The sequence below is a fragment of the Vibrio sp. Vb1554 genome (assembly GCF_033344235.1).
This window is the reverse complement of sequence record NZ_JAWPOJ010000008.1, coordinates 70,644-83,449: the sequence shown is the minus strand read 5'-3', so window position 1 is coordinate 83,449 and position 12,806 is coordinate 70,644. Positions and strand designations below refer to the sequence as shown.

Annotated in this window: 10 protein-coding genes; 1 reads left to right on the top strand and 9 read right to left on the bottom strand. The window is 44.5% G+C overall.

Annotation, left to right across the window (positions count from 1 at the left end; all coding sequences use genetic code 11):
• Positions 1–12: 12 nt before the first annotated feature.
• The 4 genes from carA to secA form a co-directional block, all read right to left on the bottom strand.
• On the bottom strand, positions 13–1,152 hold the full coding sequence (gene carA / locus R8N28_RS09065) for a glutamine-hydrolyzing carbamoyl-phosphate synthase small subunit (protein ID WP_017821483.1): 1,140 nt from the start codon (positions 1,150–1,152) through the stop codon (positions 13–15).
• Positions 1,153–1,633: 481 nt separating this feature from the next.
• Entirely contained in the window at positions 1,634–2,443 is an 810-nt protein-coding gene (gene dapB / locus R8N28_RS09060; RefSeq protein ID WP_065274178.1) for a 4-hydroxy-tetrahydrodipicolinate reductase, read from the bottom strand.
• A gap of 110 nt (positions 2,444–2,553) precedes the next feature.
• On the bottom strand, positions 2,554–2,952 hold the full coding sequence (mutT, locus tag R8N28_RS09055; protein ID WP_005387387.1) for an 8-oxo-dGTP diphosphatase MutT: 399 nt from the start codon (positions 2,950–2,952) through the stop codon (positions 2,554–2,556).
• Positions 2,953–3,107: 155 nt separating this feature from the next.
• Positions 3,108–5,837: a preprotein translocase subunit SecA gene (secA, locus tag R8N28_RS09050; protein WP_005381868.1), complete on the bottom strand. Its 2,730-nt coding sequence runs from the start codon at positions 5,835–5,837 to the stop codon at positions 3,108–3,110.
• A gap of 407 nt (positions 5,838–6,244) precedes the next feature.
• On the opposite strand from secA, the gene R8N28_RS09045 reads away from it, so the two are divergent.
• On the top strand, positions 6,245–6,703 hold the full coding sequence (locus R8N28_RS09045) for a DUF721 domain-containing protein (RefSeq protein ID WP_033906094.1): 459 nt from the start codon (positions 6,245–6,247) through the stop codon (positions 6,701–6,703).
• 113 nt (positions 6,704–6,816) lie between these two features.
• Here R8N28_RS09045 and lpxC read toward each other — a convergent pair whose 3' ends face one another.
• The 5 genes from lpxC to murC all read right to left on the bottom strand — a co-directional run bounded on the left by lpxC (position 6,817) and on the right by murC (position 12,792).
• Positions 6,817–7,734 (bottom strand): UDP-3-O-acyl-N-acetylglucosamine deacetylase, encoded by a 918-nt coding sequence (lpxC, locus tag R8N28_RS09040; protein ID WP_005381871.1) that lies wholly within the window; start codon positions 7,732–7,734, stop codon positions 6,817–6,819.
• Positions 7,735–7,835: 101 nt separating this feature from the next.
• Entirely contained in the window at positions 7,836–9,074 is a 1,239-nt protein-coding gene (gene ftsZ / locus R8N28_RS09035; RefSeq protein ID WP_017633617.1) for a cell division protein FtsZ, read from the bottom strand.
• A 30-nt stretch (positions 9,075–9,104) separates the two neighbouring features.
• Positions 9,105–10,367, bottom strand: a complete 1,263-nt coding sequence (gene ftsA / locus R8N28_RS09030; RefSeq protein ID WP_005372946.1) for a cell division protein FtsA — start codon at positions 10,365–10,367, stop codon at positions 9,105–9,107.
• A complete protein-coding gene (locus R8N28_RS09025; protein ID WP_005387393.1) occupies positions 10,360–11,142 on the bottom strand; it encodes a cell division protein FtsQ/DivIB in 783 nt (260 codons plus the stop codon). The genes ftsA and R8N28_RS09025 overlap by 8 nt, the downstream gene beginning before the upstream one ends.
• Before the next feature lie 192 nt (positions 11,143–11,334).
• Entirely contained in the window at positions 11,335–12,792 is a 1,458-nt protein-coding gene (murC, locus tag R8N28_RS09020; RefSeq protein ID WP_206959297.1) for a UDP-N-acetylmuramate--L-alanine ligase, read from the bottom strand.
• Between the last annotated feature and the right edge of the window lie 14 nt (positions 12,793–12,806).

Below are 12,806 nucleotides of genomic sequence, written 5' to 3'. Positions count from 1 at the left end.
TACTACTCCGAATTAAGCGCTGTGTTTTTTGATTAGTTCGATAAAGTGGTCAAATAGAGGTGCCGCGTCATGTGGACCAGGGCTCGCTTCTGGGTGACCTTGGAAGCTAAATGCTGGCTTGTCTGTGCGGTGGATACCTTGCAAAGAGCCATCAAATAGCGATACGTGAGTAGCACGTAAGTTTTCCGGTAATGTTGCTTCATCTGCCGCAAAGCCGTGGTTTTGCGAAGTGATCATCACAACGTTACGCTCTAAATCTTTTACTGGGTGGTTTGCACCGTGGTGACCAAACTTCATTTTCACCGTTTGCGCACCTGATGCTAGCGCCAGAATTTGGTGACCTAGACAAATACCAAAAATTGGCAGGCCTTTTTCTAGGAACACTTTGGTTGCTTCAATCGCGTAAGTACATGGTTCTGGGTCACCAGGGCCGTTCGATAAGAATACGCCATCTGGATTTAGTGCCAGAACTTCTTCCGCTGACGTTTCTGCAGGTACAACCGTTAAGCGGCAGCCGCGGTCAACCAACATTCGTAAGATGTTGCGTTTTGCGCCGAAGTCGTAAGCGACAACGTGGTATGGCAGCTCGCTGTCATCTTTCGCCTCTGGAAGTCCACCTTCAAGCGTCCACGAACCTTGCTTCCATTGATACGCTTCTTTTGTTGTAACTTCTTTCGCAAGGTCCATTCCTTTTAAGCCTGGGAATTCTTTTGCTTTCGCTAGTGCCAAAGCTTCGTCTAGGTTATTGCCCGCAACAATACAGCCGTTTTGAGCACCTTTTTCACGCAGGATACGAGTGAGCTTACGAGTATCGATATCAGCGATGCCAACGATATTTTGAGACTTAAGATAATCAGAGAGGGATTGTTCGTTACGGAAGTTAGAAGCGATTAGAGGAAGATCGCGAATCACAAGGCCTTGTGCATGAATGGAAGAGGATTCTTCATCTTCGGAAGTGGTTCCGGTATTGCCAATGTGAGGATAAGTGAGAGTGACGATTTGCTGAGAATAGGAAGGATCAGTGAGGATTTCTTGATACCCCGTCATCGAGGTATTAAAAACGACTTCACCAACGGAAAGACCATCTGCCCCTATGGACACTCCGCGGAACACTGTCCCATCTTCTAGGACCAACAGTGCTAATTTACCCAAGACAACCTCCAGAATAAAAATGCAAAAAAAATAAATCAAACTGCAAACATGCCTTCCTTTACCTATAAAATCTACATAAATAGGTATTTCAGACAAATTGGCGGTATTCTAAAGTTGGAGTCGAAACCTGTCAACCTACAATCAAAAATAAATGATTAATTTCTAGCGAGTAAGGTCATTTTGAATCAGTAAGGCCCAAAAAGATAACTTTTACATGCTATTACATAGAGAGGCATAGAGGTTTAATGAATTTTACAAATTTAAACTTTTTAGAGATCACAAAAAAGTATGAGTTTTTCACGCAAACGTTCACTCAACAAAAAAGACATTAGTTTTTAGACATCAAAACCCAAAACACCCACAAAACAACCAAAACAACAACAAAAGTAAGCACCAAAATACTTTCTGTTAGAATCATTTCATTTACAAACAATTCTATAGATATAAAAAAGCCGGCTACCGCCGGCGAATAATTATGTATTTAGAGATCATTCAATCCCAAAACATCTGTCATGGTATAAAAGCCCGCTGGTTTGGCACTCAACCAAACAGCGGCCTTGACGGCGCCATTAGCAAACGTCATACGATCGGTCGCTTTGTGCGTTATCTCCACTCGTTCCCCGATATCAGCAAACATGGCTGTGTGCTCACCGACAATATCGCCAGCGCGAATTGTAGCAAAGCCGATCTCATCTTTAGTACGTTCACCTGTGATACCTTCTCTCGCATAGACAGCTACATCATTCAGCTTGTTGCCCATCGCACCAGCAATGGCTTCGCCCATCCCGATAGCAGTACCAGAAGGAGCATCAACTTTATGACGATGATGTGCTTCGACAATCTCAACATCACAGTAGTCGCCCATCACTTTGGCTGCTTTCTCAAGAAGCTTAAATACTAGGTTCACACCAACAGAGTAGTTAGGAGCCATGACAACAGGCACTTGCTTAGCGGCTTCGTCAATCAGCTCACGCTCTGCATCACTGAAACCAGTCGTCCCAATCACAATACTCTTTCCATGCTTCTTACACAGTTCAAGATTCGCCAACGTACTTACTGGGGCAGTAAAATCGATGATTACATCAAAATTATCGACGTCTTTAGCAAGATCATCCGTTAAGAACACATCGAATTTGCCTTCACCACAAAGTTCACCGATATCGACACCGACAAGTGAGGACTCAGGTCGTTCTGATCCCGCGCTCACTGTCGCCTCTGGATTAAGGTGTGAAGCTTTAACCAAATTACGGCCCATTCGGCCTGCTGCTCCTGCGATTGCAATACGAACCATTGCGCTTTCTCTCCTTCTCTGGATAACGAGGTTTGCTCTCGTTCTCTCGTTTCGCTTAATCTGTTTAAACTAACAACATACCGTGGTTACCACAAGCAAGTTCATCAGGCTTAAGCAAACTCTTTTACGACACGCTCCAAGATAGGCACGTTCGCTTCAGGAAAGGCATAGTTACCCAATTCTCTTATCTCAACCCAGCGACCTTCTTGACCTTCTCGGCCGTAAGGCTCATTACTGAACTTAGATACCGTAATAAAATCAAACTTAAGTGATTTGTCTGGATAGTCATATTCCAAATGCTCGAAAAGGGCTTGCTCAGTAACTTCAATTCCTACTTCTTCTTCAAGTTCTCTTGCTAGAGCATGTTCAATACTTTCTCCTGACTCGACTTTCCCGCCGGGAAACTCCCAAAACCCGCCTTTATGCTTGTCGTCTGGACGCTTTGTAATAAAAATTTTTGATTTGTCTTGGTTAAAAATAATAGCCGCGACTATGTGAATTCTTTTCATAGGGGTTCCTAACTCTCAAGCCGTTACACTTCAACGGTCTTTGCATCTCTAAAACTATCCGATGCTATCAAAACTTATGAAATTCGACAGCCACAGAATTTGCTTAAAAAAAGAGCCGCCTAGGCGACTCTTTAAAAAATTATCTGACTAATACGTTAGTCGATTTTGCCGTGACACTGTTTATACTTCTTACCACTACCACAAGGGCAAGGCTCATTGCGACCTACTTTACGTTCATCACGTACCATTGGCTGACTTGAACCTTCTTCAGATTCTTCACCTTCAGAAAGAGGATTTTGTGCTGCTGCGTGTTGCGCTTGAGCACGACGAGCGGCCTCTTCAGCTTGCGCACGACGTTGCTCTTCCATACGTTCAACTTCTTCTTGTTGCTGAACTCGAACGCGAGATAGAACAGTAATCACATCGGTTTTCAGCGCTTCTAGTAGACCTTCAAACAGTTCAAACGATTCACGCTTGTATTCCTGTTTCGGGTTCTTCTGCGCATAGCCGCGTAAGTGAATACCCTGACGCAAGTGATCCATTGCTGCCAAGTGCTCTTTCCAAAGCGTATCCAACGTTTGAAGCATAACCGATTTCTCGAAGTTACGAAGTACTTGCGCACCCACCACTTCCTCTTTCTCTTTGTACACTTCAACGGCTAGATTGATGATCTTCTCGCGTAGCGCCTCTTCGTAAAGCTTATCGTCTTCTTCAAGCCATTGCTTCACTGGCGCATCAAGATCGAAGTCTGCTTTCAAGCGCTCTTGCAGACCTTCAACGTCCCACATATCTTCTAGTGATTGTGGCGGGATGTACTCATCAATAACCGCTGTTAGCACATCTTCACGGTTTTGCTCGATCATACCGCTGATGTCTTCAACGTTCATCAATTCGTCGCGCAGCTCGTAGACAACCTTACGCTGATCGTTCGCCACATCATCGTATTCTAGTAGCTGCTTACGGATATCAAAGTTACGACCTTCCACTTTACGCTGTGCTTTTTCAATTGAGCGAGAAAGCATTTTCGATTCAATTGCTTCACCTTCTTCCATACCACTTTGGATAAGGCTCGCCATACGATCAGAAGTGAAAATACGTAACAAAGAGTCTTCCATAGATAGGTAGAAGCGAGATGAACCCGCATCTCCTTGACGACCAGAACGACCACGTAGCTGGTTATCAATACGGCGAGATTCGTGGCGCTCAGTACCAATGATGTGTAGACCACCAGCATCTAGTACTTGATCATGTACCACTTTCCACTCTGCTTTAATCGCATCGATTTGTTCTTGAGTTGGGTTCTCCAAAGCTTCCACTTTTGATTGCCAACTACCGCCAAGCACAATGTCCGTACCACGACCGGCCATGTTGGTCGCGATAGTTACCGCACCAGGCATACCCGCTTCAGCAACAATTTCCGCTTCCTTTTCATGGAATTTCGCATTCAATACGTTGTGTTTGATCTTCGCTTTCTTCAATGCGTTAGAAAGAAGTTCTGATTTTTCAATCGATACTGTACCAACCAATGTTGGCTGACCTTTCGCAACGCGCTCTTTGATATCTTCAATGATTGCAGCAAACTTCTCAGCTTCGGTACGGTACACCACATCCGGCATATCGTTACGAATCATTGGTTTGTTGGTTGGGATAACCACCGTTTCCAAGCCATAAATAGATTGGAACTCAAACGCTTCAGTATCCGCAGTACCTGTCATACCAGACAGTTTTTCGTATAAGCGGAAGTAGTTCTGGAAGGTAATCGAAGCCAAAGTTTGGTTTTCGTTTTGAATCTTAACGCCTTCTTTCGCTTCTACTGCTTGGTGAAGACCTTCAGACCAACGACGACCTGGCATTGTACGACCAGTATGTTCATCAACAATTACTACTTCACCTTCGTCTGTAACGATGTAATCAACGTTGCGCTCAAACAACACATGAGCACGCAAAGCGGCATTCACGTGATGTAACATGCTGATGTTAGTCGGAGAGTAAAGTGTGTCACCCTCTTCCATAAGACCATTTTTCACCAATAGTTCTTCAACGTACTCTTGGCCCGTTTCTGTGAGGTATACTTGCTTTGATTTCTCATCAACAGTGTAGTGACCATCACCACGATATTCTTCAGAGTCTTCTTTGTCTTGCTTTTTAAGATGCGGGATCAAAAGGTTGATTCGGGTGTATAGCTCAGAGCTATCTTCAGCAGGACCAGAAATGATTAAAGGGGTACGAGCTTCATCAATTAGGATTGAGTCCACCTCATCGACAACTGCAAAGAAGCGTTCACGTTGTACGCGATCTTCGCTACGGAAAGCCATATTGTCACGAAGGTAGTCAAAACCAAATTCATTGTTCGTTCCGTACAAGATGTCAGCTTGGTACGCTTCTTTTTTCTCTTGAGGGGGCATGTTTGGCACGTTTACGCCAACAGTCATACCTAAAAATTCAAATAGAGGGCGGTTTGTCTCTGCATCACGTTTAGCTAGATAATCGTTCACTGTTACAATGTGAACGCCTTTACCAGCCAGGGCATTTAGGTAAGCAGGAAGCGTTGCCGTCAGCGTTTTACCTTCACCCGTACGCATTTCAGCGATTTGACCCGCATTTAGAACCATACCACCGATAAGCTGGACGTCGAAGTGGCGCATACCGTAGACACGCTTAGATGCTTCACGAACCGTAGCAAAAGCTTCTGGAAGTAGTTTATCAAGAGTTTCACCCTTCTCTAGGCGCTCACGGAATTCAACCGTCTTTGCTTTTAACTCTTCGTCACTTAGAGCTTCGAATGTTGGCTCAAAGTTATTAATTTCTTTTACAATTTTTCTAAGGCGGCGCAGTGTTCGGTCGTTGCGACTGCCAATCACTTTTGTCAGTAGCTTAGTTATCATTTTTCGTGAATCTCTCTTTATTCAGACCGTTCCCGATCTACTCATAATGCCTTCAGTCTCTGCCAGTTTGGAACTAAGAATACTGAGATAAATCATTTATCAAAGATATTGAGTTCAAACATCCATATTTCAAGGCTAAGTTTTGAAACAATGTGGCTTAGTGTAAGGATTTTTAATCGATACAACCATAAATAGACGTATTTGTTTGAAGCACTCTGAAGTTTTTACTTAAAGTGGTGACTGATTAGCCGATATTGCATACCGCAATATGTGTAATCCATCCAGAGCAAACTTTGCTTTTTACCTTGCTACATTGTAAAACTGAAGCTAAAGACGTTAATGTAAACTATACCTTGATAGAAAGCTGCTCTAGAATAGCTATATCTCAACAAAATTAGATTTTACCTATGCGTGATCACCGTCCAACCTCGACTGAAGATGTTATTGCTGAGTCACAGTTCAAGCAGATTCAAGAACATGCTGGAGAAATCTTACAGCTTAACCAAGCTTTGCAAGAGGTCTTACCCACGGGGACGGCCGATCATTGCCGAGTAGCGAATGTTCGTAACGGCCATCTATTGATCGATGTCTCTAGTGCCGCGATCAAAATGAAGATCGATTACGATCGCCTCATGATCCTAAATAAACTTCGTACTCAAGGCTTTGCCAAGCTGATGAGCGTTGAAGTGAGGATCAATCCTTCACTATATCGAAACCGCTTTCAACAAGACGACAGACCTAAGCGTCCACCACTAACCGAATCTGCAGCAAAGTCATTAATGACGATTGCCGACATGGCGCCACCGAAAATTCAAGAGCGTTTAAAACGATTAGCCGATATGGCAGAAAAGGAAGATCGTAAGTGAACGTTATTTCAATATGCTGAAAGCTTGAATGTTATTGATAAATCCAGGATTAAAGCCAAATAGCAAAAAACCAGGCATAAGCCTGGTTTTTTATTAATTCTAATGCCAAGTATTTACGCAAGCACCATATTTGGTTCTGCGAATGCTACTGGTGAGCCGACTTCTTCTTCGAATGTAGTCCACTCCCACGCTTCCTGATCTGCAAGAACAGCACGTAACAGTTGGTTATTTAAACCGTGGCCAGATTTAAAGGCACGGAATTCACCAATGATTGGGTGGCCACACATGTAAAGGTCACCAATCGCATCCAACACTTTGTGAGTCACAAACTCATTTTCAAAGCGTAGACCTTCTTCATTAAGAATACGGTAATCATCCAAAACGATAGCATTGTCAAAACTACCACCCAAAACTAGGTTTTGAGATTGTAGATATTCGATATCACGCATAAAGCCAAACGTACGTGCTCGAGAAATCTCACGAACAAAGCCTTTTGACGAGAAATCAAACAGCAAACGTTGCTCGTCTGATTCAATCGCTGGGTGATTAAACTCAATTTCGAAGTCCATACGGAAGCCGTTAAATGGTACAAATTCTGCCCATTTATCACCATCTTCAAAACGAACTGGCTTTTTGATGCGGATGAAGCGTTTTGGCGCATTTTGCGTTTCGATACCTGCTTGTTGTAGCAAGTATACAAATGGGCTTGCACTACCATCCATGATCGGAATTTCAGGTGCGTCTACTTCGACAACAATGTTATCGATGCCCATACCAGCAAGTGCCGCATTCAAGTGCTCAACAGTTGAAATACGCACACCTTCATCGTTTACCAATGCAGTACAAAGCATGGTGTCACGAACCGAAGCTGGATCAGCTGGAAAATCTACAGGTGGATTTACATCTGTACGACGGTAAATGATACCTGTATTTGCAGCAGCCGGGCGCAGAGTAAGTGTGACTTTACGACCAGAGTGGAGACCCACACCAGTTGTTTTCACTATTTCTTTCAGAGTACGTTGTCTGATCATCTGCTTGCCTCTCAAAAATTTGCTACAAAACACGGCCGTCTGTAACGTCGACCGTGAATGCTACCATAATTTTGAGCCATGTCAAATTTATGGGTTAAAGATTAATCAGCCTGACGACGCAAAAATGCCGGTATATCTAAATAACCACTTTCCTTTTCTTGCTTTGGAGCCGCAGAACTTTGGCTCGACGAAGCTGGAGAAGAAGGAGCAGTGTTTGTCGGCTGAGGAGTTACCTGTGGCTTCTCTTGCACTTGATTATTTTGCAAGGTCTGTGCCGGTTTTTCTTCAGCTTGCGTTGCCGCTGCTTGTTGCTGTGGTTGAGCTTGCGGCGTCGGTGCCACTTTAGCTTTACCACCCGCAACTAGCGTGATATCTGGCTTTTTCTCATTACCAATACCTGTCGCTACAACTGTTACGCGGATTTCGTCAGTCATATCAGGGTCTAGAGAAGTACCGATAACAACAGTCGCATTGTCAGAAGCGAATGCCTTCACTGTATTACCAACCGTCTCAAACTCGTCAAGACGCATATCCAGACCAGCAGTAATATTGACAAGAACACCACGAGCGCCCGCTAGATCGATGTCTTCCAGAAGTGGGCTAGAAATTGCCATTTCAGCCGCTTCTTCAGCACGGTCTTCACCTTTGGCGATGCCGCTACCCATCATTGCGTGACCCATTTCAGACATTACAGTTCTTACGTCCGCAAAGTCGACGTTGATCATGCCAGGGCGAGTAATTAGCTCAGCAATACCTTGAACGGCATTCTTAAGAACATCGTTAGCGCTTGCAAAAGCTTCTAGTAGTGTTACACCACGACCAAGTACTTTAAGTAGCTTTTCGTTTGGAATCGTGATCAAAGAGTCAACATGCTTAGACAGCTCATCGATACCTTGCTCAGCAAATGCCAAACGCTTTTTACCTTCAAAACTAAACGGTTTAGTTACTACCGCTACTGTTAGAATGCCAAGCTCTTTAGCCACTTCAGCAATAACAGGCGCTGCACCAGTACCGGTACCGCCACCCATACCAGCTGCGATAAACACCATATCGGCGCCAGTCAGGGAATCTTTAATTCGATCTCTGTCTTCGAGAGCTGCGTCACGGCCAACCTGTGGATTAGCACCTGCACCCAGACCTTTAGTGATATCACCACCGATCTGAATAACATTGCCAACGCTTGTCTTACGAAGTGCTTGCGCATCAGTGTTGACGCTGATGAATTCCACACCTTCGATGGATTCACGCACCATGTGTTCAACGGCGTTACCACCGCCGCCACCAACCCCAACGACCTTGATTACTGCATCGTCAGACATTTCCATCATCGGTTCAAACATGTGTTGTCTCCGTTTATCCTGCAACTCAGGTTAAAACTCTTTTTGTATCCAGTTACGCAATTTATCGAAAAAGCCAGTTACAGATGAGCGTTTAGGTTCATTATAATCGCTATCGTCGCTAGACTGCATGTCTCTTGCGTAATGAAGTAATCCAACTGCCGTAGAATGGTACGGCTCTTTTACATAGTCAGTTAATCCGCTGACTTCGAGCGGTTTGCCGACCCTTACTTGATTGCGGAATACGCGTTCCGCACATTCTACCACTCCGTCCATTTGCGCAGCACCGCCGGTGAGTACAACTCCCGCAGCCAGATGGTGCTTGATACCCTCTTCGCGCAATTTTGCTTGTACAGAGTCGATAGTTTGGTTAACCAGTCCCATAAGCTCAGAGTAGCGTGGCTCAATCACTTCTGACAACGTTTGACGTTGCAGGCTACGTGATGGTCGTCCACCTACGCTTGGTACATTAACCGTGTCATCCTTACTGACCAGTTCACTCAAAGCACAGCCATATTTGACTTTTATTTCTTCAGCATCGCTCACTGGCGTGCCAAAAGCAAAAGCAATATCACTGGTTACAGCATTTCCTGCGTACGAAAATACTTCTGTGTGACGTAACGCACCGCCAGTCCAGATGGCCACATCCATCGTGCCGGCGCCAATATCAACCACACAAACTCCAAGCTCTCTTTCATCCTCGGTGATTACTGCATTACTAGCAGCAAGCCCAGAAAATACGAGTTGTTCTACTTTAAGGCCGCAGCGTTCTACCGCCTTAATAATGTTGCGTGCCATGTCATTATGGCATGAGATAAGGTGGACACTCACTTCCATTCTTACCCCAGATAAACCAAGCGGATTTTTGATTCCTTCTTGGTAATCAATGGTGAACTCTTGCGGAATCACATGAAGAATTCGCTGTTCATCACCGATTTTAATCGATTTTGCGGTATGGATAGCGCGATCCATGTCTTCTTGAGACACCTCTTCATCAGAAATCGTGCCCATACCTTTTTCAATTCGGCTTGCGATATGCTTACCAGACAACGAAATGAAGACTCGGCTGATCTGGCACTCTGCCATTAATTCAGCTTGATCAATTGCACGTTGTACTGATTTTACAACCGACTCCAAATCATTCACGCCACCTTTATCCATGCCGCGTGAGGGGCTACTACCTGCGCCAATAATATTAATTTGACCGTCTGGTAAAACCTCACCCACTAGAGCCGATACGGTTGCAGTGCCTATATCAAGACCAACAATAATGTTGTCATCAGCGGCCTTAGTCATCTGTACTCTCTTCTAACTCTTGTTCAGGAAACCAACCAACTGCGGCTCCTGTATCGTACCTAAGATCGATATAACTGATTCTTTGCGTGTCACTGCCAAGCTTGTTATAGAGCTTAAAAAAGCGCTCTATACGCTCAAGAAGAGACTCTTTACCGAGCTCTAATCGAATACCGTTATCAAGGATGATTTGCCAAGCTCGTCGCTCGTTTAATACCAGAGACGATATCGCTAAACCCAATTGCTGAAACTTAGGACTCAAATCACGGTAAGTCTGTAAGACTTCCGGTCCGCTATCTTTGGGTCCGTACAGCTTCACTTTTTCTTCTTGCAACAGAGCAACATCTCCATCAAAAACGAACCCGTTTTTATCTAACAGTTCGTTGCCATTCCAAATGGCTTCTGGTTGATGCTCCGTCAAAAAAACTTTTACTGTATCCGGCCACTGCTTTCGGATTGCAGCATGCGCTACCCATGGCAGAGCTTCGACACTTTGCTGTAATACATCAATATCCTGGGACATAAATGTACCGATGTGATCAATTCGACTAAATGCAGCCTGCACATCGTCAGCTTGGACATACTCCAGTTTCCCCTGAAGTACTATTTTGGAGAGAGGTAACCTTTGGTCATCCCACATCCAACTGATCGCCGCGTACAAAACAGAACTAATTAAAGTCACAACCACAACGAAAAATAACGCACCCAAGATTTTTTCTTGGCGACCACGGTTGTTACCCGTGTTTGGTCGCTCGTCATTCAGTGCAATATTCAACAACGTCTTCGTTTCCTGACTTTTGTCGTGTACTTTTTACCCATATAATTACGCAGAGGTAAAAGTCTTGACTTTAACCTTGGGATTATACTGAGCTCTTGTAAACTATCAAACACTGATAGCAATAAATCACAATGATATTGACGCAAAATCGAGATCTGAGTCTTTATCTGTCCTTCGCGTCAACAATATGTGTCAGCCAAGCATCTTGTTTATATTCAATTTAAGACCTGCTAGCTGTTTCGCCACTTTACCAATATCACCCGCACCTTGCGTTAAGATTAGGTCGCCGTCTTGTATAACGTTAGCTAAAACTGAAGGTAATTGCTCGATTTCTGGAACAAAAATCGGATCTACCTTGCCTCGGCTGCGAATTGTGCGACATAAAGCGCGCCCATCAGCACCTGCAATCGGCTTTTCACCCGCTGCGTAAACATCCAGCATGATTAATACATCCACCTGTTCAAGCACATTCGCGAAATCATCGTATAAATCACGAGTACGGCTATAACGGTGCGGTTGGAAAATCATCACCAAACGCTTGTCTTGCCAACCACTGCGTGCTGCATTAATGGTTACATCCACTTCTGTTGGATGATGGCCGTAATCATCAACAAGCATTGCATGGCCGTAGCCAGTATCAAACTCGCCAAGGTGATCAAAACGTCTTCCCGTACCTTGCGTACCAGCCATTGCCTTTAGGATCGCATCGTCTTCAATATCATCTTCAGTAGCAACCGCAATCGCAGCAGACGCATTCAATGCATTGTGACGACCTGGAATATTCAGCGTGATATCTAAGTTAGCTCGCCCTTTACGTACTACCGTAAATTTGCCTTGCTGTCCCTCTTGACGATAATCTTCAATACGTACGTCGGCATCTTCAGAAAAACCGTAAGTTATCACTTGACGACTAATACGTGGGATTAACTCTCGAACCACAGGATCATCAATGCAAACAATTGCTTGGCCGTAAAACGGTAGATTATGAAGGAAATCGATGAAGGTTTGCTTTAAGGTTTCAAAGTCACCACCATAGGTATCCATATGATCGGCTTCGATATTGGTAACAATGCTCACCATTGGTTGCAAGTGCAGGAATGACGCGTCACTTTCATCTGCCTCTGCAATTAGAATACGACTCGAGCCTAGACGCGCATTTGTACCTGCGCTTTTCACCAAACCGCCATTCACAAACGTTGGATCAAGACCGGCTTCAGAATAGATTTGAGTAACAAGAGCGGTCGTCGTGGTTTTACCGTGTGTACCCGCAACGGCAATACCGTGACGGAATCGCATCAATTCAGCCAACATCTCTGCGCGGCGTACAATAGGGATGCGTAATTCACGTGCCGCCATCACTTCTGGGTTTTCTTCGTTGATCGCCGTTGACACAACAACCACACTCGCTTTCTCGACATTACTGGCTTGATGACCAATAAATACCGTCGCACCTTTTGATACCAAACGCTCTGTCACAGCGTTCTCTGATAGATCAGAACCTGTGATTTGGTAGCCTTCGTTCAACAGCACTTCTGCAATGCCGCTCATGCCCGCACCACCAATACCGATGAAGTGGATGGATTTCACGCGGCGCATCTCTGGCACCATTGCGCGAATCTGAGCTAAGTCTTGTGTATGTTGGATTGTCATCAATTCTATTCTCA

What these genes read in the sequence shown, in the direction of transcription:
- dapB (WP_065274178.1), bottom strand. Translation starts at nt 2,443, where the DNA reads ATGGTTCGTATTGCAATCGCAGGAGCAGCAGGCCGAATGGGCCGTAAT.
- mutT (WP_005387387.1), bottom strand. Translation starts at nt 2,952, where the DNA reads ATGAAAAGAATTCACATAGTCGCGGCTATTATTTTTAACCAAGACAAA.
- secA (WP_005381868.1), bottom strand. Translation starts at nt 5,837, where the DNA reads ATGATAACTAAGCTACTGACAAAAGTGATTGGCAGTCGCAACGACCGA.
- R8N28_RS09045 (WP_033906094.1), top strand. Translation starts at nt 6,245, where the DNA reads ATGCGTGATCACCGTCCAACCTCGACTGAAGATGTTATTGCTGAGTCA.
- lpxC (WP_005381871.1), bottom strand. Translation starts at nt 7,734, where the DNA reads ATGATCAGACAACGTACTCTGAAAGAAATAGTGAAAACAACTGGTGTG.
- ftsZ (WP_017633617.1), bottom strand. Translation starts at nt 9,074, where the DNA reads ATGTTTGAACCGATGATGGAAATGTCTGACGATGCAGTAATCAAGGTC.
- ftsA (WP_005372946.1), bottom strand. Translation starts at nt 10,367, where the DNA reads ATGACTAAGGCCGCTGATGACAACATTATTGTTGGTCTTGATATAGGC.
- murC (WP_206959297.1), bottom strand. Translation starts at nt 12,792, where the DNA reads ATGACAATCCAACATACACAAGACTTAGCTCAGATTCGCGCAATGGTG.